Origin of the sequence: Rhizobium sp. PvP014 (assembly GCF_017876855.1) — a bacterium.
GTDB classification, from domain to species: Bacteria; Pseudomonadota; Alphaproteobacteria; order Rhizobiales; family Rhizobiaceae; genus Neorhizobium; species Neorhizobium soli.
On record NZ_JAGIOT010000002.1, the window covers coordinates 1,445,985 to 1,468,720 of the forward strand.

The following is a 22,736-nucleotide window of genomic DNA, read 5'->3' on the forward strand; positions in this document are numbered from 1 at the left end:
GTGTAGCCCCCCGGGAGCACTTATCGTGCGGCTTCGAGATCCAGTCTTTCGAGAACCAGATCGGCGCCCTTCGATTTTTCCAGCACCAACCGAACATTCGGCATGTCGTTTCCGTGGATCTTGTCTTCGAACGCCTGTCCGGCCAGACCGTAGAACGTCCATCGTGCCTCCAGACGCCGTTGCAGCTCCTCGATCGGCGGGGCGAGCAGGATCCGGTAGTCGAACAGCGGTGCAAGACGCTCCCAGCCACCCTCGCCCAGCAGAAGATAGTTGCCCTCGATCACGATGAACCGATGGCGTGGCGAGACGACCCGTGCCGCAGCGATCGCCAGTTCGCGCGACCTGTCGAACACGGGCACGAGCACTTCATCCTCGGCCGCTTTCACGGCCTGGACGACATCGATAAAACCGCGCAGGTCGAACGTATTGGGCGCCCCCTTGCGGGCGAGCAATCCGCGCTCCTCGAGAATGCCGTTGTCCATGTGGAAACCATCCATCGGCAGGACTTCGGCTGTTTCCCCCCGTCCGGAGAGCTTGGATGCCAGAATGTCGGCCAGTGTCGACTTCCCCGCTCCGGGCGGTCCTGCGACCGCGATGAGCGAGCGAGACTTTCCCTCCTCCGTCTTCAGGATAAGGTCGCACAGTTCGTCGAGTTGCATGTCCGCCATATATATCCCCTTTTCGTTTGCCCACTCATTCCCGACGCGGTCGCTTCATTCAAGATGCGCGTGACGAAATATACCGTCGCGCGACAATCCAGCAGCCGGCAGCCCAGGCTGCACCCGCACACCACCCCGCCATCACGTCTGTTGGATAGTGAACGCCGAGATAGAGGCGGCTGAGACCGACAAGCAGGGTCAGCAGGATGCCGGTCGCGAGGAAAAAGATGCGGGTCGAGCGATATTGTTCGGCACGTGACAGCAGCGCCGCAAGGGTGAGATAGGTCACCGCCGAAAGCATCGCATGCCCGCTCGGGAAGCTCAGGTCGTGGACATTGACGAGATGCGGTACGATGTCCGGCCTTGGCCGCGCCACGCCGAGCTTGAGAAGGTTGCTGAGCAGCCAACCGCCGAGAATGGATAGAAACATGAAGACGGCGATCGAGCGGCGGCCCGCGAGCAGAAGATAGATCGTGGCAAGCACGGTCATAAGCGATAGCACGGTAATGCCGCCAAGCGCGGTGATGTCACCAACGGCATGGGTCAGCCAGTAGGGCCCGATGGGCACCGAAGGGTCGCCTGTCTGGCGCAGAGCAAGCAGTATCCGTTCGTCGAATTCGTGCGTTTCGCCATCGATCACGATACCGGTCAGGCTGATGAACAGGAAGAGGCTACCGGCCAGGAGTGAGAACATGATCAGGCCAAGAGGCTCAAACGTCATGAACCGCTCGGCAATGATCGTTCTCAGGCGTTGCAGCACGGCATCGTCTCCGGGTTTGCATCATCAGCCGCGATGGCGACGACGTCGTTGTCGGTTTCATTGCTGCAACAGATAGGCAGGAGAGACGTGAAGGCAAAGAAGGTGCATGAAGAATGTGTTCTGGAGGCATCATCGCTCCTTTCGCGACACGGCCACAATTGATCCTGCTTTCGGCTGCCATAGGTATGGCTCGATCAATCGAGGCCCCGGGGCATTGCTGAAGACAGGAATTTTGGAACGCTGGAACCAACAGACGCTGGCGCGGCAATTCCTGTTTGCCGGCGGCATCGTGTCCATCGTTGCAATGCTGCTGGTCGGCGCCTTCGTGACGAACCTCATCGAGGACGCGGTCACACGCAATTCTGCGGCCACCACCGCACTCTATGTCGATAGCATCATTGCGCCGATCCTGCCGGATCTCAAGACAACGGACACGCTCGACGACGTGACCAACCGGGTTCTCGACGAAACCTTCGGTCAGGGCGCTCTCGGGAAGCAGGTCGTCTCCTTCAGGCTCTGGCGCGCAGACGGCACCGTTCTCTATGCGACGGACAAAACGATCCAGGGCAAACGTTTCCCGCCGGGCAAAGATCTGACCGCAGCCTTTTCCGGCAAGATGGTCGCACAGTTCGACTATGTCGATGATGCCGAAAGTTTCGATCAGCGCAGTTTCGGAAAGCCGCTTCTCGAGATCTACAATCCGATTCTGCAGCCGTGGTCCGGCGAGGTGATCGCGGTCACGGAATTCTACGAGATCGCCGATGATTTCCAGCAAAGCCTGTCGCAGGCGCGCCTTCAGAGCTGGCTGGCCGTCGCCGGGGTCACGACGACGTTCTTCCTGCTTTTGTCGGCGATCGTCTTCAAGGGCAGCAGGATGATCGAGGCGCAGCAGCGCAGCCTCACGGAGCGGGTGGTGGACCTGCAGAGCCTGCTGACCCAGAACAGGACCTTGCACAGCCGTGCACAGCGCGCGTCGCAACGCGCAACAGCGTTGAACGAAGGCTACCTGCGGCGGCTGGGTGCCGACCTGCACGACGGCCCGGCCCAGCTTGTCGCCTACGCGGCGCTGCGCGTCGACAGCGCGCTCCTGGTCGATCCGGAAGCTCCCCGCGATGTCCGGGAAGCGGAGATTACTGCAATCAAGGCGCGCTTGCAGGAAGCGATGGATGAGATCCGCAGCATCTGCAGCGGGCTTGTCCTGCCGCAGATCGAAACGGCAGCTGTGCCGGAAATCCTCGAAAAGGTCGTTGGCGCTCACCGCGAGCGGACTGCGGCGACCGTTGACCTCAAGATCGCATCGCCCGCCAGACCGCTTCTTCCTTCCGCCAAGATCTGTATCTACCGCTTTGTCCAGGAAGCGTTGAACAACGGATACAGGCACGCCGCTGGCGCAAACCAGACAGTCACCCAAACCTACGAAGGCAACATGATCATTGTCGAGGTAAGCGACGATGGACCCGGCTTCGACAAATCCACTATAAGGCCGGAAGGCCTGGGGATCGCTGGTCTCAGGGAGCGGATTGAAAGCCTCGGGGGAACCTTTGATCTCGCGACGTCTTCTCGTGGAACAACGGTCAGAATGTCGCTGAACGTTCATGAATCGGAGCATGTATGAAAGCCCCAACCAGAATAGCCGTCATCGACGATCACCCGCTGTTTCGCGAGGGAGTGATCCGCAGCCTCTCTGAAATGGAGGGTTTCGAGATCGTGGCGGAAGGTGGCTCAAAGGACGAGGCGCTTCATATCGTCGAGCATATACGCCCCGACGTGATGCTGATGGACATCTCGATGCCCGGAAACGGACTGCAGGCCGTTGCCGGCGCCGTCGAGGCCTGGCCCCCTATCAAGATCGTCATGCTGACCGTATCGGAAGCCAACGAGGACATTGCAGGTGCCCTGAAGCTTGGAGCGAAAGGCTATGTTCTGAAAGGCATCGGATCCCGCGAACTGGCCGACGTCGTCCGCACCGTTGCCTCTGGAGAACCCTATCTGGCCCCTAGCCTCTCTGCCCGGCTTCTCGCCGGCATGGCAAAGGAAAGGGAAAATGCCGCCAAGCAGGATCTGATGGCGGAATTGACGGATCGCGAACAGGAAGTCCTCAACCTCGTGGCATCGGGTCTCAGCAACAAGCGGGTTGCGCAACTGCTCGATCTGCATGAGAAGACGGTCAAGCACCACATGACGCGCATTCTGTCGAAACTCAAAGTCTCCAACCGCACCGAAGCAGCGCTGGCCCTTCGCGACGCGACCGAAAGTCGGACGGGCGGAGCAGCCTAGCGCGGTAACCGTTAGCGGCTCAGCGTCTCAAGTCGCTTTCGGTCCGATCGTGTGGCCTCGCGGTTCACGATCGGTCTTTGCCGTGAATCCCGCATCTCGTACCGATCGCCTGAGATCCGCTCTGTGGTTCCGTTCGCATGACGAACAGACAGCGAGCGCGAATTCTTAGAGGTCTTCTTCCGTCCTTCGGCCGAGACGTCCGGTGTCTCGGGTGTCGTCCCGATCGCATTGTCCTTTTGGGTGCCGGTGTTCTGCGGTCCATCAGTCACGGCTCCATTCGCCGGAGCATCAGAGGGTGTCCCCGACGTACCGGCATTTTGCGCGTCCCCGCGATTGCCCTCTCCCGGCGCACCGCTACCAGAGCCGCCCTTGCCCCCGTCACCCTTCGATCCGCCATCCGCGCCGTCACCCGCTGAGCCGCCGCTCTGCCCTGACCCGCCTTGGCCTGAACCACCTGGGCCTGAACCACCTGGGCCAGAGCCACCGGGACCAGAGCCACCCGAGCCTGAACCACCTTGCCCCGAGCCACCCTGACCCGAGCCTCCCTTGCCACCATTACCGCCGGCTCCGCCACCAGACCCTGCACCGCCATTGCCTTGCGCCTGTGCCTGGGCGATCCCGATCAGCATTCCATCCGACGTCACATCGAAACGAAGCTGCGCAGGCAGAAACACCGTGACGAATGCTGCGGTGGTGACGGCGGTGAGTATGTCTCGGCGTGTGATCATCTGTTGGCTCTTCAAATGTGCCGTGACAAAGGGCGCATTGCCCGTCGTATCGGCCTCTTGCCACATGAGGTGTCAGCATCCCGCCTGCGCAGGTGCACTGAGTATTTGAAATCCACCGGCCGCCGGAATTGTTCCGTCTTTTCCGTCTCTTCGGCAAGATCCGCCAAGTGTCAGCCTTTGGTCCCATACCGCACAGGACTGAAGCCCAATGGCTGGAACGAACCATCCGTTCGGCCATTGTCAGGTCGTATCAAGGCGCTGAACACATTATCCTTTTGGGTATCAGGACATCGCCATACTCATCCAGAACGGGGTCGAAAACGACCGTTGCATCTGGCAGAACATAAAACTGCCGGGCCGGTCCCGTCGCAGGCATCGAAAGGTAAACGTTATGAAAACGAAGATCCTCGTTCTTTCTACCCTTCTCAGCATCGGCATTGCGCCGGTCGCTATGGCGCAGCAGGGCACGGTTAATGGTGCAGCAGGCGGCGCGGTTACCGGCGCAATCGTCGGCGGACCAGTCGGCGCAGCCGTTGGTGGCGTCGCTGGCGCGATCGTCGGCAGCGCAATCGATCCGCCGCCGCAGCGCGTCGTTACCTATGTCGAGCAGCAGCCGATGCCAACCGAACGCGTCGTCGTCAAGGAGCGCATCGTGGTCGGCCAGGCGGTTCCTGAAACCGTCGTTCTCTCGCAGATCCCGGAAGCGCCGGAATATTCCTACACGGTCGTCAACGAGGAACGCGTGATCGTCGATCCGCAGACCCGTAAGGTCGTCCAGATCATCCGCTAATCGCGGTCGAAAGACTACCCTTCCAGCCTCGCCTTCCGAAAGGAATGCGGGGCTGATTTGTTTGGTCGATAGCGCGCTTCAGGCCACAAACGCGAACTGCGCAAAGCGACTTCGCTAAGACGGCGCGATGCGCAACAATTCGCCCCTTCCCCATCGCATTTTGGAACAAACAAGGTGGTATTCAGTGGACCGGCCGCTAATATCTAAGGTGGCCTAAAGGCGGCGCCCGACCGGATATGCCGCCGTCACCGATCACAATGCGAAAAGCACTGGAGGACTTCACCATGAGCCTGCGTATCAACGACATCGCCCCGGACTTTACTGCCGAAACTACCCAAGGCACGATTGAATTCCACAACTGGATCGGCGATGGCTGGGCGGTTCTGTTTTCCCACCCCAAGAACTTCACGCCCGTCTGCACCACCGAACTCGGCACGATGGCGGGGCTCGAAGGCGAATTCACGAAACGCGGCGTCAAGATTGTCGGCATCTCGGTCGATCCCGTCGAAAGCCACGGCAAGTGGAAGGACGATATTCGCACGGCAACCGGCTACGATGTCGATTATCCGCTGATCGGCGACAAGGATCTCAACGTCGCGAAACTCTACGACATGCTGCCGGCAAGCGCCGGGTCATCGTCTGAGGGCCGCACACCTGCAGACAACGCGACGGTACGTTCCGTCTATGTCATCGGTCCAGACAAGAAGATCAAACTGATCCTCACTTACCCGATGACAACAGGTCGCAATTTTAATGAAATCTTGAGGGCGATCGATTCGATCCAGCTGACGTCAAAGCATCAGGTCGCAACGCCCGCCAACTGGCAGCAGGGCGACGATGTGATCATTACGGCAGGGGTTTCGAATGAGGATGCGCTTGCGCGTTTTGGATCGTTCGACACGGTTCTTCCGTATCTGCGCAAGACGAAACAGCCGTCGGCCTGAGCCCTACATCCACAATGTGAAAACAGGCGCATGGAAGAAATCCATGCGCCTGTTTCAGGTCTAATTAGTCGCGCTCAGCGGCACTGTACAGAAGGAAGCCGATTGCGGCTCCGATCGCGAGCGCGCCGACGAGTGCACCGGTTGCGGTGCCTGGGTTGCGGCGTACGACCTCCGAAATGTCATGGCTGCCGTGCTGCAATTGCCGCGCCACCTGCCGGGCACGCGGCGCGAGATAGCTGGATGCCTCGCTTGCCGAAGAGCTGGCCTGTTTCATGAGAGCCGAACGCAGGTCGGCGAGCTGATCGGACAGACGATCGATGTCGGAGGAAATATCGCGAGCCATGGGGTATCCTTCTTGATAGGTGAATGACTATCAACGGGTACGTCGCGAGGTGGTTCCTGACTTATCTTTCTGAAGGTGCAAAAGTTCCCAGAAAAGATGTCGAGACGAAACGATCTGGGAAAATAATGGCGGAGAAGATGGGATTCGAACCCACGATACCCTTCCGGGTATACTCCCTTAGCAGGGGAGCGCCTTCGACCACTCGGCCACCTCTCCGCACTGTTCCCTAAAAGGGAACGATCGCGTCCTATCTGCTTCGCCCTGCCGGCGTCAACCGTGTTGCCGCTCGCACGCGACGATTAGGGCCTTTGCCCCACGGCAATCGCTCTCAGTGCTTGTTCTCGCCCCAGTATCCGATCACGCACATGCGCTTCTTGTCGTGGCCGCGGGACTTCAGATGATTGCGGATCGGCCGAGCTTCGGACTTCTCGCATCCGACCCAGATAAAGGTGTCGGGCCCCGCCTGCTCGATGACAGGAAGAACGACGGGACCGAGGATCCCGGCTTTGCCAGGCGCAATCCCCTTGCGATGCAGCCACGTGATCTCGACCGACGCCCTGGAGCAGAGCGGCAACTGATCGGCAACGTCGTCGACTTCGATGAACACCTGCAGCCGCGCATCGGCAGGCGCTTCGGCCAGAATGCGGGAAATCGCCGGCAAGGCCGTATCGTCGCCGGCAAGGATCATGTGCCGGGCATCCGGCAAACCGCCGCCGCCCGGTCCCAGCAGACCTGCGACATCGCCCGGTTCGGCATGGCGGCCGAACTCGGCACCGGGCATCGGTCGGCCGTCGCTTTCGTGTAGAACGAAGTCGATATCCATCTCGCCGCGGACCACATCGACGCTGCGGATCGTGTAGATGCGGATCACCATTTCGTCTTCGCCGTTCAGCCAGCCGAGGCGACCATCCGCACGGGTAACCGGCCAGACGGGCTTGCGGCCCTTCTTCGGGATCAGCAGGCGAATGTGGTAGTCGGCGCCGACGAACCGGGCAATGTCGTCGCAGGCAAGCGTCAGGCGGCGCATATGCGGCGTTACATGCCGCGCGGCAACGACGCGAATTTCGGTAAGGCCCGGGATCGGCGTCAGGACCGCTTCGTCATGCCAGTTCAGTTCCAGCGGCTCTTCGCCGGCAAACATGAAGAGATGCTCGGCAATGGAGCTGCGCACCAGTTGCAGCAACTGCGCCGACGGGCAGGAAATATCGATCGAAAGGCAGCCGCCCTGCTTGCGGATATTGGCTTCGCCAACCTCGCTTGCGAGATTGACGTGGTCGCCGTCGCGCTTGACCTCGCTATGCTCGACGAAATGTTCGCAGATCTCGCACAGCATGCGCTCCGGGTCGACCGGAATTGCCTGGCCGGAAAGCGTAAACCTGTCCATCAACATTCCCGTCGCGCTCCTCTGCGCTCACCCGTTCGTCAACAGTCTCATGAGCCGGTCAGTGTGAAAGGCCCCGTAGGGCCTTCCTGCTAAAGTTTACTCAAGTTGTCAAGTTACCAAACCTTACTGACTTTCAAGGTCAGCGTACGGGCTTCGCCGTAGCCGCAGAAATGCATCGTGTTGCAGCCTGCGACGTATTCCTTGTCGAACAGGTTGGTCACGTTGAAAGCAGCTTTCCAGTCGTTCTTTTCATAACGGATACCCGCATCGAACACGGTCGCATCCTCCACGCGAAGCGTATTGGCGTCGTCAGCCCAAGACTCGCCGCGGTAGCGCACGCCGGCCCCGAGACCCAGGCCTGCGAGCGGTCCGTCCATGACCGTGTAGTCCAGCCAGAGCGAAGTCTGCGCGTTCGGCACCACCGCCGGCGTATTGCCCTCCAGCGAGGAATCGCCAGGGTTTTCGGTGAACTCGAGATCCGTGTAAGAGGCGGCAGCGATGAGCTTCCAGTTGCGATCGAGATTGAACTTGCCTTCGAGTTCAACACCGCGTGAGCGGACTTCGCCGAGCTGACGGTCACCGATGGCCGGGACACTGACCGTGTAGTTCTGCTTGTCGATCTGGAATACAGACGCCGTCAGACTTCCGTCGAGCCAGGTCGGCTCGTACTTGACGCCGGCCTCGTACTGCTCGCCTTCTTCGGGCTTCAGCGCGCCATCCGCACCGGTGCCGACCAGCGGGCTGAAGAAGGTGGCGACGCTGGCATAGGGCGTGACACCGTTTTCGAATTCGTAGGCGATGCCCGCACGGCCGCTCCAGGCGGTATCGTTCAGCTTGGCATCACCGGTGCCAAGGCGGTCGTCCACCTCGCTTTCAAGATAATCGAAGCGACCGTTGAGGGTGGCGACCCAGCCTCCGCCGAACTTGATCTGGTCCTGAACATAAGCACCGACCTGATTGATCGTGTAGATCTGATGCGTCGAAGGCACGAGTGTTGGTGTTGGCAGGTCATTGCTCGGGTTGAGCGGATCGTATTGCGGCGGATAGGACCCGAAGGGTGTCGCGAGCTGATCGTTGTCGAGACGGTAGTAGCGATAATCCACGCCAGCCATCACCTTGTGGCTCGCGCCGCCAAGCTCGAACTCGTTCTCCAGCCGGTTGTCGATATTGAACGAGTCGGCCGAAGAGCGCACGTCGTCTGCGTAGGTCAGCACCAGACCATCGGTCTGCGAGAGGAAGTCGAACGCGTAGATCTGGCGTTCGCGCTTGTCGAGATGCGCGTAGCGCAGGTTCTGCGTGAACTTCCAGCCGCTATCGAATTCATGCTCGAACTCGTAGCCGACCATTGCCTGGGTCGAGCGACCGATATCGAAATCCGGATCGCCGACAAACACGTCACGGTCAAGTTTGCCGAACACGGGATTGCTTTCCACGGTGCCCGTATAGGGCAGCAGACCGTTGGACGTATGGGTCTGATCGAGCTTGCTGACGGAGCCCCAGACATTGAGGCTGGTCGTGTCGGTCGGCTGGAATGTGATCTGCGGCATGAACACGCCGCGGATGTCATCCTGCTCATCCGAATAGCCCTGGCCGCCGGAAAGCTTGCCCGTGAAGCGGTAGCTGACGACATCGCTGCCGAGCGCCTTGTCCGAGAAGTCGAAGCCGGCATAACCGCTGCCGTTGCTGTCCACTCCGAGCTCGGTGTAAAAATAGGGCTCGTCCGTCGGACGCTTGCGCACCAGGTTCACGACACCGCCGGCATTGGCGCCCCCGAGCAGAACCGATGCCGGGCCTTTAAGAACTTCCACGCGCTCCAGCAGGAACGGATCGATCTGGAAATTGCCGAAGGCGTGGCTGGTCAGAGCCAGATTGTCGTAGAAGAGACCGGTCTGCGACGCGTTGAAGCCGCGCACATAAATCCAGTCGGTATCGGGATCCGAACCGTAAGGCTGCGCAAAGACGCCGGGCGTATATAGAAGCGCCTGATCGACCTTGTCGACGACGCCGCGATCCTCCAGCTCCTCGCGCCCGACGACGGATACGGACTGCGGAATTTCATTGATCGGCGTATCGGTCTTGGACCCCGTCGTGGTCTGCTTGGCGACGTAACCCTCAACAGGGCCGGTACCGCCGCCTTCCGTTCCTTGGCCCTCGATCACGATCGGTGCAAGCGTTGTCCCCTCGCTCTGCACCTGCGCCCGCGCGCTAAAGGATGCGCTGAGCGCCATCAGGGCAACCCCTGCCCCAAGCGCCGCCTTCACCTTGTTCTTCCCCAAAATTCCACTCATATTCGCCCCACTCACGCCGCCATACTACTGGCACAATAGATGAGTGTTTAACTCAAATTAAACGCCCTCGCTTGCCCGCATCCGCGATATTTGAACGATCTTGGGCAAAGTTGGCAGACGGAACCTCGTCACCGCCGATTCAAATCGAGTGTGACTTTTTCCATTTCGACGGCGTGGTGCCCACATGCTTGCGGAACACGCGGCTGAAATGCGCGTGATCGGCAAAGCCGCTCTCCACCGCAACTTCCGTCAACGGCCGGGCGCCGGAAATCAGCATCTGCTTGGCACGGTCGAGACGGGCATTCATCTGCCACTCGTGCGGTGCAAACCCGGTCGACGCCTTGAACGAGTGGCTGAAATGCGATTGCGACAACCCCGTCAGGGTCGCGATCTCCTGCAGCCGAATGCTGCGAAGGCAATTGGCCTCGATGAATTCCACGGCGCGCCGCAACTGCCACGGGGCAAGCGTGCTGCGCTTGCGAGCGTCCGACAGCTTGGCGATCTTCAGCACATCGACGAGCAGCGCGACCGTCAGGCCATCGCCGTAGAGATCATGGAGCGGGTCCGGACTGGCAACTTCCGTCGCGATCAGCTGCGCCAGCGACATCACGCGCGGATCGGCAAACAGAAGATGCGGCTCGGTCAGACGCCGCGGATCGAGTTCGTCCATCAGCCTGCGCCGCAAACCATCCGCATCGAAATGAATGTCGAGGTGCCGCACATACTGGACGTCTTCGATGTCGACCCAGAGATCCATTTCGGCCGGGATATAGGAGATCGGGCTCTCGCAGCTGTCCTGCGGCGAGCCACCCGCCCGCGGACTGCATTTCACCAACGGCCGTCCGCCACCCCGGTGCTCCAGCAGGATGAAAAGCCGCGGATCCTGCGCTACATAGTAGCCACCCGCATGCGGACCGCATTCCACATCCCACAGATCTGCAGTGATCCCATTCCAGTGCCGCCGACGCATGCCGCCGATGACCGAAAAACCTTCGATCTGGTTTCGCATCCGAGGCTGGAAGGTCATGAAGTCACCGTGGCACATTAAACTTGGCTTTGGTTATCAAGTTTAAGCGCGTGCATCAATCCCTGCCAATTGCGGCCGACTGCTGCAGAGGATCACGGTGATTGGACCCGGCGTAACATCCGCTACGCCGGGGCCAAAGTTCTGGTTACGGCAGCGTATAGGCCGTCTTCACGATCGTGAAGAATTCCGCTGCATACTTGCCTTGTTCGCGTGAACCGAACGACGAAGCCTTGCGGCCACCGAACGGAACGTGGAAGTCGACGCCCGCCGTCGGCAGGTTGACCATCACCATCCCGGCTTCGGAGTTCCGCTTGAAATGCGTCGCATGCTTCAGGCTGGTCGTCGCGATGCCGGCGGAAAGGCCGAACGGGGTATCGTTGGCAACGGAGAGCGCCTCGTCGTAATCCTTGACCCGGATGACCGACACGACCGGTCCGAAAATCTCTTCCTGGCTGATGCGCATCTGGTTGGTCGCTTCGGTAAACATCGTCGGCTGTAGATAGAAGCCGGGCGTATCGCGGGAAACCACCTCGCCGCCGAAGGCGAGCTTGGCGCCTTCGCTTTTGCCGATCTCGATATAGTCGGTATCCTGCTTGAGCTGCCTTTCGTCGACGACGGGACCGATATGCGTGCCGGCCTTCAGTGCATTGTCAACGGTCAGTGACTTCAGCTTGTCGGTCATGGCAGCCACGAACTTGTCGTGAATGCCTTCCGTCACGATCAGGCGTGACGAGGCCGTGCAGCGCTGGCCGGTCGAGAAGAAGCCGGAATTGGCAGCGGCTTCCACAGCGACGTTAAGGTCTGCATCGTCAAGCACCACCATCGGGTTCTTGCCGCCCATTTCCAGCTGGAACTTGCGGTTATGCTCGATCGAGGCGAGCGCCACCCGCTTGCCGGTGCCGGTCGAGCCTGTGAACGTGATACCGCCGAGATCCCGGCTGTCGAGCATCGCCTGACCGACCACCGAGCCGCTTCCCATCACCAGATTGAGCACACCCTTCGGCAGGCCTGCGCGGTGTAGAATATCGACGATGGCCCAGGCGCAGCCCGGCACGAGTTCGGCGGGCTTGAACACGACCGTGTTGCCGTAGCAAAGCGCCGGTGCGATCTTCCAGGCCGGAATGGCGATCGGGAAATTCCACGGCGTGATGATGCCGATGACGCCGAGCGGTTCGCGGGTAATCTCGACGGTGATGCCCGGCCGTGCCGACGGCACGATCTCGCCGGTCAGGCGCAGCGCTTCGCCCGCGAAGAAATCGAAGATCTGCGCCGCGCGCGTCACTTCGCCGATCGCCTCGGGAAGGATCTTTCCTTCTTCGCGCGCCAGCAGCTTGCCGAGCTCTTCCTTGCGGGCAAGGATCTCGTCCGCGGTCTTTTTCAGGATCGCGTGCCGCTCGAGAATGCCGGAACGCGACCATGCGGGAAACGCAGCCTTGGCGGCCGCGATCGCGGTCTTGGTATCCTCGGCACTCCCCCTTGCATAAAGCCCCACGACATCTTTCGTGTCGGACGGGCTGATATTCTCGGACGCATCCGAGCCGACCCATTCGCCGGCAATCAGGTTCTGGTAGATCGTCATTACAAAATTCCTATCTCAGATATCGTCCGGATGCCCGGCCGTGGTGAATGCACCGCCTTGATAAATGACCGCGGGATCGGCCGGATCGTCAACCGCCGCCGCCTCCACTTCCACGCGCCATTTGGCGGATGTGTCCTGCGGTCTCCAGCCAAGGAAGGACGCGTTGCCGTTGTCCCACCATTGTTCGTCGTTTGCCGAAGCGCCGTAGACCACTGTATGACCAAGCCGTGGAGCGGAGAAGGCCCGCCCGCACAGCGAAATGAAATCCTGGTAGCTCAGCCAGGTCGCCAGCATACGCCGGGTGAGCGGCTTGTCGAAGCAGGAGCCGATCCGCATCGACAGCGTCTCCTGCGCAAACTTCTGCCAGTACATGCTGGCAACCGCCTCGCCGAAGACTTTGGAAACACCGTAAAGCGAGTCCGGCTTTGGTGCGACGCTGTTGTCGATAAATTCGTCGCGTCTGTAATAGCCGACGACATGGTTGGAACTGGCAAACACAATGCGCGGCTTGCCGCTGTGGCGGGCGGCTTCATACAAATTGTAGAGGCCAACGATATTGGCCTGCAGGATCATGTCGAACGGCTTTTCGATCGAAACACCGCCGAGATGGATGATACCGTCGACGCCTTCGACCAGTCTGGCGACGGCGGCGGCATCGGACAGATCGCAGCGCACGAAACTCTGGTTCGCACCGGGGTCATCGATCTCAGTGAGATCCGACAGCACCACTTCTTCTGCAAGCTCGCTCAGCAGCGGACGAATTCCGCGCGCAAGCCCGCCGGCAGCGCCGGTCAGCAAAAGTCTCTTCAGCATTGATCCTCCCCAGGACAGATTCCCATCGTCATGTCATCATACATGATGGCTGAAGTCATACTATAAGATGCGCAAGGGAGGTCAAGCAGGCGGCGGCGGATTGGCAGCGATCAGTTGGCGCAGCACCTCCATATCCTGACCCAGCGGGCGATCGTCCGCGTAGATGGCCACATGCTGTCGCACCATATCGCGGACGTCCAGGGTGCCGATCGCGGGCGAATTGGTTTCGGCGAGAATGTCGTGCGCCTGGACGCCCGCCATCAGTTCGATCGCAAGCACCTGTTCGGCATTGTCGAGTATGGCGAGCAGCTTGTTGGCTGCCGCGGTCGGATGCGCCAGGAAATCTTCCTGAAGGCCCGACGTGAGACCGCCATCGGTTGCAGCGGGCGCGGCCAGCCGCCGGTTCTCATTGACGAGTGCGGCCGCCGTATACTGCGCTATCATGAAACCGGAATGGCTGCCCGCGTCGGTCGCAAGAAACGGCGGCAGGCCGCTCACCAGCGGATTGACCAGCCGGTCTATGCGCCGCTCGCTCATCGCCGCAACCTGGGCAATGGCGCTTCCCAGCGCATCGGCGGCATGACCAAGCGCCGGCGCCACCGCATGCGCTTCGGACCAGACGAGCGGCGCATCCGGCGTGCCCGCGATTGCAGGGTTGTCGGTGACGGAGGCAAGCTCCTGATCGACGATTCCGCCGGCATGGGCAAACACGTCACGGGCGGCGCCATGCGCATGCGGTATGGCGCGAAGACTGAGCGCATCCTGTGTTCGACGCCCGACCGCGGCCGCGATGATACCGCTTCCCTGAAGACGCGACCGCAATGCCGCTCCGACCATAGCGATGCCGGCCGAAGGCCTCAGCGCCAGCACATCCTCGTCGAAAGCCGCCATCTGGCAACCGGCAGCCTCCAGCGTCACAGCGGCAATCGCATCGGCCCAGTCGAGTAACCGTTCGGTACGCGCGAGCGCCACGCAGGCAAGCCCGGTCGAGCAGGCGGTGCCGTTGACGAGGCTGAGCCCTTCCTTGGCGCCGAGCACCAACGGTTCGAGCCCGATTGCGGCAAGCGCCGCGCGGCCGGTCATCCGCTCCCCCGCCACGCAGGCATGTCCCTCGCCGATCAGCACCAGCGCCGTATGGGCGTTGTGAATGAGGTAGCCGGCCGAGCCTTTCGACGGCATATCCGGAATGCAATCGGCCTCGAGAAACCGGCACAGGTATCGAACGATATCAGGGCGTACCCCCGAATACCCATGCACGAAATTGCCGATCTGCGCTGCGATCACCGCCCGCACCTCGCGGCGGCCAAGCAGTGGCCCGACACCACAGGCATGGCTCATGACGATATTGCGCGAAAGCCGGCTCTGCGCCTCGCGATCGACGACCGTATCGGACAGCGCCCCGACGCCCGTCGTGATGCCGTAAGCCCTCGCGCCGTTCTCCACCAACGCCTCGACGATACGTCGGGCATAGGCGACGCGGTCCCAAGCCCCTTGCGAAAGCGCGAGATCCTCGCCTTCCGCAACGTGAGCGACATCGCGCCACGTCAGTACCTTGTCGATAAGGATCGTCACGGGCAGCGTCCCTTGAAAGGCCGGGGTTGGCGAAGGCGCTACGATAGGCGTCTCAAGGGATAAGGCAAAGTCCCGGCAGCGGCGTCGATGTGTCAGGCGACGGCAGGATAGCCAAGCGCTGCGGCCTGCCGCTCAAGCTCGAGCAGCCTCTCGTAACGGGAATCGTCGAGAACCGCGAAACCGGACAGTGCCAGCACGTCACGCACATCCGCAAGCGACGGTTCGACAAGGGCGGCCTCAAGCGCTTCTCGCAAAAGCGCCACCTCGTCATCGGACGCAGATGCACGGGTGATCAACGGCAGGCCGGGGCCGGATGGGGTCTCTGCCACCACGACGATATCAGCCAGATCGTCAGGCGCGAACCGCGCCACATGACCGTACGTGATGCAGTCTATCGCAGCGCAATCCGCCCTGCCCTCGGCAACCGCAGCTATGCTGGCGGCATGCCCACCAGTCTCGATCACCTTACCGAAGAAGAGCGGTCCGCGCGCAATCAGGGCGATCACCGCGCGAAACAGGTTGGCGCCCGAATTGCTGTCGGGACTGTTGATCGCCGCCGTCCGCCCGCGCAGATCTTCAAGCGAGGATATCCCCGCATCCCTCCGAACGATCACGAAGCTGCACATATCCGGCCCGCTGCAACCGGGATAGTCATAGCAGGGCGTCGCCACCAGCCGCACGTTTCCGCGCAGACTGCTGACGTAAGGGTAGCCGCAGGTCTGCGACAACAGCAGATCCGGCAGCGGCCAGGCATCGTCATGGGAGATCGATCGGTCGAGCCTGTCGGGAACCCCGGCCATGCCGGCATCGGTCAGCCTACGGGCAACAAACGCCCACAGCGCATCGGTCGCCTGTGCAACCGCTGGCGGCCCGACATACATCGCCAAACTGGCGAGCCGCGCCGGGCTGTCCATCAATGCAGACCGCCGACACCGAGCAGACGGTCCACCGTCTGCTGATCCTTGGAAAGCGCATCCGGCGTGCCGCTCCAGGCAATGCGCCCGCGCTCCAGAATGATGACGTCTTCCGCGAAATCGAGCGCGCTCTGGATCCGCTGCTCCACCAGAAGGATGGTCATGTCGCCTGAGGTCGCAAGTGCCGCGAATGCAATCATCAGTTCCTCGCAGATGACGGGGGCGAGTCCCTCCAGCGGTTCGTCGAGAAGCAACACGGAGGGACGGCCGAGAATGGTGCGGGCCGTCGTCAGCATCTGCTGCTCGCCGCCGGAAAGCTGGTTGCCCAGATTGCTGCGCCGCTCCTTCAGCCGCGGAAACATGGCATAGGCCTCCTCGATCGCATCCTTCGGGCGCGCCTTCAAGCCGACGAACAGGTTTTCCTCCACCGTCAGGCTCGGGAATACACAGCGTTCCTGCGGCACATAGCCGAGGCCCGCGCGGGCACGGTCGGCGCTCGCGGCAGTGCTGATATCGGCACCGTCAAGCGCAATCCGTCCGCCGTAACGACGGGTCTGCCCGGCAAGGCTCGCAAGCAGCGTCGTCTTGCCCATGCCGTTGCGGCCGAGAACGGCCAGCCGCCGTCCAGCCGGGACCGTGACGGTGATGTCTTCCAGCACCCTGGTCGGGCCGTAGCCCGCCGACAGGTTTTCGATCTCAAGCGACGCGGCCGGCATCGGCATAGCTCCCCAGATAGGCTTCCCTGACGCGGGGATCGCGTGTGGCGTCGCCCGGCGCGCCGTCGAAAATGACAGCGCCGGCGGCAAGCACCACGACCTTTTTGGCAAACCGGAAGACGAGATCCATGTCATGCTCGATCATCAGCACCGCCAGATCGGCCGGCAGTTCGTCGAGCGCCTGCTCGATCAGCCCGACATCGCTCTGCGGCACGCCGGCCGCAGGTTCGTCGAGAAGAAGTACTTTCGGCTTCAAGGCGAGCGCGATGGCGATCTCCAGAAGACGCTGCTGACCATAGGCGATCTCGCGGACCTTGCGGTGCATGAGCGCGGTCAGCCGCAATGTCTCGAGACGGTGCTCCACCTCCTGCATCACGTCAGGCATGGTCAGGAAATTGCCGAAGATACGGCCGGACCGCCCTTCCCGCTGCAGGACCGCAAGTCCCAGATGTTCGGCCGCCGTCATATCCTGAAACAGCCGTGTCACCTGGAAGGACCGCACCAGCCCGCGTTTGACGCGAGCACTCGCGTCGAGCCCCGTGATCACCTCGCCACCCAGCCGCACCTCGCCAGAACTGGGGGCCAGCGTTCCCGTCACCAGATTGACGAAGGTCGTCTTGCCGGCACCGTTCGGGCCGATCAACGCCACCCGATCGCCCGCCGCCATGGACAGCGAAACATCGTTCGTGACCACCAGCCCGCCAAACGACTTTTTGAGGGAGACGACTTCGAACACGGGACTTCCGACAACTGCGGTCATGGCCGTCCCTCCCGCCGTTTTTCAAGAAACGCCGCCACCGTTCCATAGATGCCCTTCGGCGCAAACAGCACCACGGCAATCAGAAGCGCGCCGACCATGGTCAGCCAGTGGAAAGGATTGACCGAGGACACATAGTCCTGAAACATCATGAAGGCGACGGTGCCGGCCAAGGCCCCGAACAGCGAACCCGTGCCGCCGAGTGCCAACATCACAAGCGCTTCCGCAGACTGGGTAAACGACAGCGTATCGAGCCCGACCACCTGCGTGGAGATGGCGTTGAGCGCGCCGCCCAGCCCGGCGACAGCGCCGGAAATGCCATACATCTTGACGATCGCCCGCTTCGGTGAGGCGCCCATCGCCCGGATCCGCAGCGGATCCTCCTTCAGCCCGCGACACAGCATGCCGAATGGCGACCGCACGAGAATGCGCAGGAGAACGAACACGACGAGCAGCATCACGACCGCGAACACATAGGCCGTATTGCCGAACAGATCGAATTCGAAACGGCCGAAGATCGGATCCGGCGCGATCCCCGAAAGGCCGTCGCTGCCGCCGGTAAAGGACGACATCTTGTTGGCAAGCTCGTGAAACAGATGAATGAGCGCGATCGACAGAACCAGTTGCGGCAGGCCATGGGCACGCAGCATGACGAGCCCCGACAACAGCCCGGCAAGCGCTCCGCCGATAAGACCCGCAAGCGTCATCAGCAGCGGATCGTTGATGCCGTAATGGGCAGAGAGAATACCGGCCGCATAGGCGCCGCTGCCAAACAGCGCCGCATGACCAAGCGTCGCCACGCCGCAATAGCCGGTAACGAGATCGAGCGAAAGCACGAGCAGCGCCACCGCGATGATCCGCGTCAGAAGCGCCAGATTATCCGGAAAGGCAAAATAGCCGATCGCCGCGGCAAGGACGATCACGCCGAACCCCACGACATCGCGCATCAGCGAACGCCGACGGCGCATTGCGCCCATATCCCTTGAACTCACATCAACCGCCATTCTATTTCGCCCCCTTCATGAGGCCGTTCGGAAACACGCAGATGATGGCGATCACCGCAAGGTAGAAGAAGAACTCGCCGAACTCGGGCAGGAGATAGCGGCCCGTCGTATCGACCGCGCCGAGCAGCAGGCAGGCGAGCAGCGTGCCCCCGATCGAGCCTGCCCCGCCGACGGAAACGACGACCAGGAATGTCACGAGATAGCGCAGCGCATAATAGGGTTCGACCGGCAGCAGCTCCGCCCCGACCACGCCGCCGAAGGCCGCAAGCCCGACCGCGACCGCAAAGCTGACCGCATAGATGATTTCGGTGCAAACCCCCAGCGCTGAGGCCATCGCCGCATTGTCGACCGAGGCCCGCAGCCTGATGCCGAAACCGGTCTTCTCGATCGCAAGCCACAGGCAAAGCGCCACGGCAAGACCGCAGAAGATCGCAAACAGCCGATGCGCGGAAATGCTGCGGAAACCGAGATCGACCGGCTGCTGCAGCATATCCGAAAGCGGAATGGTCTTCAGCGTCGGCCCCATCAGGTAATTGGCAAGCCCGATGATGCAAAAGGTGATACCGATCGTCATCAGCACCTCCGTCAGTTCCGGCGCGCCATAGATGCGCCGATAGAGAAACCGCTCGATCGGCACCGCAATCACGATCGTCGCAACCACGGCGGCAAGGATAGCCGGCGCATAGCCAAGGCCGAGATCCCGCGAAACGTAGGAGGCGACGTAGCCGCCGATCATCGCGAAGGCACCATGGGCGAGATTGACTACCCGCATCAGCCCCATCGTCACCGAAAGCCCGATCGAAATCACGAACAGGATCATGCCATAGGCGAGCGCATCGATACCGATGCTCAAAATCGTCTGCAACCGTCTCGCCTCCCATGCGGTCCTGAACTGCAGGCTGCTTATAATTGAAGCCGAAGGTCAAGAAAATTGCTGGGGTGACAAAAGCCGGAATTCACCCGACATGGGGTTATCCACAGAGCGGGGCTACGGCATGGCGAACGAAGCGAACCGACCATGCACGAACGCCACCAGCTGCCTCGTGGCCGACCAGTCGCCAGCGAGTGGCCTAGAAGTTGCCGGCAACCGTGCTCCCGAATGACGCAACCGAACCGACGAAGCTGCCAATCATCAAAAACCCACGGCCCGCCCGCATGAAGATCTTTTGCTAATGTGAGGAAACCTTTTGCCCGCCATCGGGTTAAGTCACCGTAGGGAATACAAGGAAACACCATAATGATGAAGCTTCTCGCAGTAACGATCCTTTCCGCTGGTCTCGCAACGTCGGCTATGGCCCAGACGGCAACGTCCGGCACCGCCGCAGACCGCAGCAATGTACAGCAGAACACCGCAGGCGAAGGTGGCAACATCCCGCCGAAGCCAGCAGCTTCCGGCACCGTCGATTCGACAGCTACCAACAGCACCATGCCGAGCAGCAGCACGATGGGCGAAGGCAGCAAGAAGTGCAACAACGGCGGCCAGCCAGGTGACGCAGCCAACTCGGGCAACCTCCCGAACAACACCGGCACAACCGTCCAGGGCACCAACTGCTAATCAGCAGTTTTTCCCCAAAAGCGCTCTCCGCGATATCGCGGAGGGCGCTTTTTTTTGGGTGGTGGTGGCTTCAGTAGGCACTTCTATCAAACAAAACGACGAGAAATCCAGCCATACGTAAACTGGCGTTCGTCACTCAGTGAAAAATATCGGGCTCATCACGCGCGCGTGTCGCCAGTCTCGGACTGGTAACTGTCGCCTGAATTTTGGCATCACGGACGAGCGGCTCGCCGAAGACGCGTTCAAAAGTTTCCTTGAATTCCGACGTTGCCCTCAACCCACGAAAGACAGGCCACTCTCGGTAGTCTTGCATCGAAATTTCGCTGTACCGACCGTGGCGATCCATGAGGGAGCAGAGTTGTTCCATATCCTCCGAAACTGCTGCTGCGCATATCTGGAAATCGGTCCTGCTCGCATCCCAGTCGTGCGCTTCTATAATCTTTTTCGCGTTTTGCGATTTTCCTTGGAGCCGTATCGCGTTCGCATAGTTGATAATCATCATTCGCTTATTGGGCTCCTTCGACTCTCGTGAGAATACGTTTACGCCCAAATCAAGCAAATTCTCCGCAAGCTTGTATTCTCTTCCAGATATCAGATCGACAGCTAAAGCATTGTAGTGACTGTCGGCAAATTCGCGTTCGCTTGCGCTGAATTTCCTCCAAAGCACGTGACCGAGCTTGATGCCAATTTCCCCGATAATCTGAACTGCGTGTTTGAGATACGTAGAATCTGTCAACAGCCGCTGTCCGATCTGCGCGTCGATCTGGACCTTATGCTCTTTGCAAACTTTCAAATACTGAGCCGAAACGACACCACCAGTATGGGTGAGAAGATTACGCCTCTCGCAGAGCTCGATAAACTCCGGCCATATGTCTAAGCCTGCGGTGAGTTTCATACCAAATTTGCTCTCCATCCAAGTGAATTGGTCATGATGGCTATTGCGGAGAACTGATTCGACTTCCTTCTCGATAATATGGTTTTTGGCTTCCGCGATGTCGCCGAACTTCACCAAATCAGAGAATTTAAGTTCGCGTTCGGAGGAGAAAACTAGTTCCTTGCGAATGCTGAAAATATGACCCAGGATTTTGGCTAGATAGGCGTCGTAGACGCTCAAAAGCCCGATAACGGCAATCTCAGGCAGATGGCTCGCACCCGCTATTGCAGCCAACGTTTCTTCGTGGCGCTTAATCAACGCGGGAAAATGCTCTCTACCAATTTCGAAAACGGAAAAATCTTCAGATTCTAGCTCTTCGATAAGGCTGGCATTCTTCTTCACATAGTCGCCGAGTCTCTGGTTCGCCAATGTTCCCGACACCATTGGTGAAAGCTGGATCGTCAAAGGTATCAGATTTCGATAGGTATCCATGATTGAAAGAAAGCTGTCTATGACGTCCGCGAAGGACCGCTCATTACCATCCTGCAGTTTCTCAGATGGGTCAGGACCGTCAACGTCTTTCGCGAACTTGTCTCTATCGAGGCTGTCCAATGTTGGTTTCTGGTTGCTCAGCGAGTGGCCATTGAACCTGTCGTCGTCTTTTCTGAACGTCACGTAGATCTTATCGTTGTTTGCCATTGTCACTCGCTACGGCCAATCAAGCTTTTCTGCTTCCGGAAATCGATGCGAGTGGTGAAATCTACGCCGCATCGCGCACTAGATGTATCATCATCCGGTTTCAACTTGCTTGCAAGAAGGCTCGCCGAGTTGCGAGAGGGCGGGGGACGTGCGGTTGCCTTGGTATGTCGGGGCCCTTGCCCCGCAAGCATAACTCGATTCAGAGAATGCGAAAAAAGTATATGCAATAATGTGTGGCTTCGCCGAGCTGGGGAGGTGTCCTACGTCCGTCCGGGATCCAAAAAGATTGAACCGCTTTTATTGTTCGACCTATAGGTTCGGTAGATCCGGCAAGGATGTGACCTTCCGCTTTTAAAGATCGAACATCACCCGCCAATCTTCATGACAGTCACTAGGCGCGTGGATTGCGACTGATAGCTCCGCAGCAAGCGCCATTGGTCGTCAAGTCGGAGTAAGAGATCACAGATTTAGTGGGATTTTCCTTGCACTCCTCGCGGTAGCTATCATCAACCAATGGCTGACCCTTTCAGCTCTGCGCGGTGAAATCGCAAATCAGCAGACGAAGTTTAAACGGGATTACGAGGCGATTGGAAACGAATTCGGTTCTCGTTTCGGTGGCCTGCTTGCGCGGATTTGCTGGCATCAAGCTGGACTGCTCCTCGTGCTACTAATTGCAAGCGCAGGCGCGGTGTTCGCTACGGCAGCGTTCAACAAGGTGACGAAGCCATCGATAGCATATTGCATTGAGACCTCGTGACTGCCCCGTCGCAAAAGCTGAGATGTGATTCGAGCGTCAGACCTGATACGAAGACATTTGTCCGGCGACCATGGTGAGACGATCTACCGTTTTACAACAGGCACAGGCCAGATGCGGAATTCCGGAACCTCGTGACAAAATTCCGGAAATTCGCGTCCGGCTACAAACTGCAATGAGAAATGTGGTGGGCCCGGAGAGACTCGAACTCCCAACCAAGCGGTTATGAGCCGCCGGCTCTAACCATTGAGCTACAGGCCCTGCCCTTTGAAGGCATGACGACTGGCGCAATGGTTCGC

21 protein-coding genes and 2 tRNA genes are annotated in these 22,736 nt (G+C 60.1%); 5 read left to right on the forward strand and 18 right to left on the reverse strand.

Features of this window, described 5'->3' with window-relative positions:
• Positions 1 to 20 precede the first annotated feature (20 nt).
• Positions 21 to 659: a nucleoside triphosphate hydrolase gene (locus tag J3A65_RS11600; RefSeq protein WP_062457949.1), complete on the reverse strand. Its 639-nt coding sequence runs from the start codon at positions 657 to 659 to the stop codon at positions 21 to 23.
• Positions 660 to 717: 58 nt separating this feature from the next.
• Positions 718 to 1,380: a phosphatase PAP2 family protein gene (locus J3A65_RS11605; RefSeq protein WP_209903466.1), complete on the reverse strand. Its 663-nt coding sequence runs from the start codon at positions 1,378 to 1,380 to the stop codon at positions 718 to 720.
• Positions 1,381 to 1,651: 271 nt separating this feature from the next.
• Here J3A65_RS11605 and J3A65_RS11610 point away from each other — a divergent pair, with 271 nt between their 5' ends.
• On the forward strand, positions 1,652 to 3,034 hold the full coding sequence (locus J3A65_RS11610) for a sensor histidine kinase (RefSeq protein ID WP_245341522.1): 1,383 nt from the start codon (positions 1,652 to 1,654) through the stop codon (positions 3,032 to 3,034).
• Positions 3,031 to 3,696 carry a response regulator transcription factor gene (locus J3A65_RS11615; RefSeq protein WP_062455995.1) on the forward strand — a complete coding sequence of 222 codons (666 nt, stop codon included), beginning with the start codon at positions 3,031 to 3,033 and terminating at the stop codon, positions 3,694 to 3,696. Before J3A65_RS11610 ends, J3A65_RS11615 begins: the two co-directional genes overlap by 4 nt.
• An 11-nt stretch (positions 3,697 to 3,707) precedes the next feature.
• On the opposite strand, the gene J3A65_RS11620 is transcribed toward J3A65_RS11615, so the two are convergent.
• Positions 3,708 to 4,424, reverse strand: a complete 717-nt coding sequence (locus J3A65_RS11620; protein WP_209901313.1) for a hypothetical protein — start codon at positions 4,422 to 4,424, stop codon at positions 3,708 to 3,710.
• 391 nt (positions 4,425 to 4,815) lie between these two features.
• Here J3A65_RS11620 and J3A65_RS11625 point away from each other — a divergent pair, with 391 nt between their 5' ends.
• Positions 4,816 to 5,214 carry a DUF1236 domain-containing protein gene (locus tag J3A65_RS11625; protein ID WP_062455989.1) on the forward strand — a complete coding sequence of 133 codons (399 nt, stop codon included), beginning with the start codon at positions 4,816 to 4,818 and terminating at the stop codon, positions 5,212 to 5,214.
• A gap of 284 nt (positions 5,215 to 5,498) precedes the next feature.
• Positions 5,499 to 6,158, forward strand: coding sequence for a peroxiredoxin (locus J3A65_RS11630; RefSeq protein WP_092660551.1), 660 nt, complete (start codon positions 5,499 to 5,501; stop codon positions 6,156 to 6,158).
• Between the two features lie 64 nt (positions 6,159 to 6,222).
• Here J3A65_RS11630 and J3A65_RS11635 read toward each other — a convergent pair whose 3' ends face one another.
• The 13 genes from J3A65_RS11635 to J3A65_RS11695 all read right to left on the reverse strand — a co-directional run bounded on the left by J3A65_RS11635 (position 6,223) and on the right by J3A65_RS11695 (position 19,420).
• A complete protein-coding gene (locus tag J3A65_RS11635) occupies positions 6,223 to 6,501 on the reverse strand; it encodes a hypothetical protein (RefSeq protein WP_062581198.1) in 279 nt (92 codons plus the stop codon).
• 126 nt (positions 6,502 to 6,627) lie between these two features.
• Positions 6,628 to 6,717: transfer RNA gene (locus J3A65_RS11640), tRNA-Ser, on the reverse strand.
• A 112-nt stretch (positions 6,718 to 6,829) separates the two neighbouring features.
• Positions 6,830 to 7,885, reverse strand: a complete 1,056-nt coding sequence (locus J3A65_RS11645) for a siderophore-interacting protein (RefSeq protein ID WP_245341523.1) — start codon at positions 7,883 to 7,885, stop codon at positions 6,830 to 6,832.
• Between the two features lie 113 nt (positions 7,886 to 7,998).
• A complete protein-coding gene (locus J3A65_RS11650; protein WP_209901317.1) occupies positions 7,999 to 10,173 on the reverse strand; it encodes a TonB-dependent siderophore receptor in 2,175 nt (724 codons plus the stop codon).
• A gap of 139 nt (positions 10,174 to 10,312) precedes the next feature.
• Positions 10,313 to 11,200 carry an AraC family transcriptional regulator gene (locus J3A65_RS11655; protein ID WP_209901319.1) on the reverse strand — a complete coding sequence of 296 codons (888 nt, stop codon included), beginning with the start codon at positions 11,198 to 11,200 and terminating at the stop codon, positions 10,313 to 10,315.
• 145 nt (positions 11,201 to 11,345) lie between these two features.
• A complete protein-coding gene (locus J3A65_RS11660) occupies positions 11,346 to 12,779 on the reverse strand; it encodes an aldehyde dehydrogenase family protein (protein WP_209901321.1) in 1,434 nt (477 codons plus the stop codon).
• A 15-nt stretch (positions 12,780 to 12,794) separates the two neighbouring features.
• Complete coding sequence (locus J3A65_RS11665) at positions 12,795 to 13,592, reverse strand: NAD(P)-dependent oxidoreductase (RefSeq protein ID WP_209901323.1); 798 nt, start codon at positions 13,590 to 13,592, stop codon at positions 12,795 to 12,797.
• Positions 13,593 to 13,673: 81 nt separating this feature from the next.
• Positions 13,674 to 15,164 carry a histidine ammonia-lyase gene (gene hutH / locus J3A65_RS11670; protein ID WP_209901325.1) on the reverse strand — a complete coding sequence of 497 codons (1,491 nt, stop codon included), beginning with the start codon at positions 15,162 to 15,164 and terminating at the stop codon, positions 13,674 to 13,676.
• Positions 15,165 to 15,256: 92 nt separating this feature from the next.
• Positions 15,257 to 16,078, reverse strand: coding sequence for a PhnD/SsuA/transferrin family substrate-binding protein (locus tag J3A65_RS11675; protein WP_113110701.1), 822 nt, complete (start codon positions 16,076 to 16,078; stop codon positions 15,257 to 15,259).
• Positions 16,078 to 16,794 carry an ABC transporter ATP-binding protein gene (locus J3A65_RS11680; protein ID WP_092661081.1) on the reverse strand — a complete coding sequence of 239 codons (717 nt, stop codon included), beginning with the start codon at positions 16,792 to 16,794 and terminating at the stop codon, positions 16,078 to 16,080. The genes J3A65_RS11675 and J3A65_RS11680 overlap by 1 nt, the downstream gene beginning before the upstream one ends.
• On the reverse strand, positions 16,775 to 17,554 hold the full coding sequence (locus J3A65_RS11685; RefSeq protein WP_209901327.1) for an ABC transporter ATP-binding protein: 780 nt from the start codon (positions 17,552 to 17,554) through the stop codon (positions 16,775 to 16,777). Before J3A65_RS11685 ends, J3A65_RS11680 begins: the two co-directional genes overlap by 20 nt.
• Positions 17,551 to 18,555: a branched-chain amino acid ABC transporter permease gene (locus J3A65_RS11690; RefSeq protein ID WP_113167646.1), complete on the reverse strand. Its 1,005-nt coding sequence runs from the start codon at positions 18,553 to 18,555 to the stop codon at positions 17,551 to 17,553. The genes J3A65_RS11685 and J3A65_RS11690 overlap by 4 nt, the downstream gene beginning before the upstream one ends.
• 1 nt (position 18,556) lies before the next feature.
• Positions 18,557 to 19,420, reverse strand: coding sequence for a branched-chain amino acid ABC transporter permease (locus J3A65_RS11695; protein WP_281064384.1), 864 nt, complete (start codon positions 19,418 to 19,420; stop codon positions 18,557 to 18,559).
• 372 nt (positions 19,421 to 19,792) lie between these two features.
• On the opposite strand from J3A65_RS11695, the gene J3A65_RS11700 reads away from it, so the two are divergent.
• Positions 19,793 to 20,110 carry a hypothetical protein gene (locus J3A65_RS11700; RefSeq protein ID WP_062455952.1) on the forward strand — a complete coding sequence of 106 codons (318 nt, stop codon included), beginning with the start codon at positions 19,793 to 19,795 and terminating at the stop codon, positions 20,108 to 20,110.
• A gap of 136 nt (positions 20,111 to 20,246) precedes the next feature.
• Here the strand turns inward: J3A65_RS11700 and J3A65_RS11705 are convergent, their stop codons facing one another.
• Positions 20,247 to 21,683: a hypothetical protein gene (locus J3A65_RS11705; RefSeq protein WP_209901329.1), complete on the reverse strand. Its 1,437-nt coding sequence runs from the start codon at positions 21,681 to 21,683 to the stop codon at positions 20,247 to 20,249.
• A gap of 939 nt (positions 21,684 to 22,622) precedes the next feature.
• A tRNA-Ile gene (locus J3A65_RS11710) sits at positions 22,623 to 22,698 on the reverse strand.
• Positions 22,699 to 22,736 lie beyond the last annotated feature (38 nt).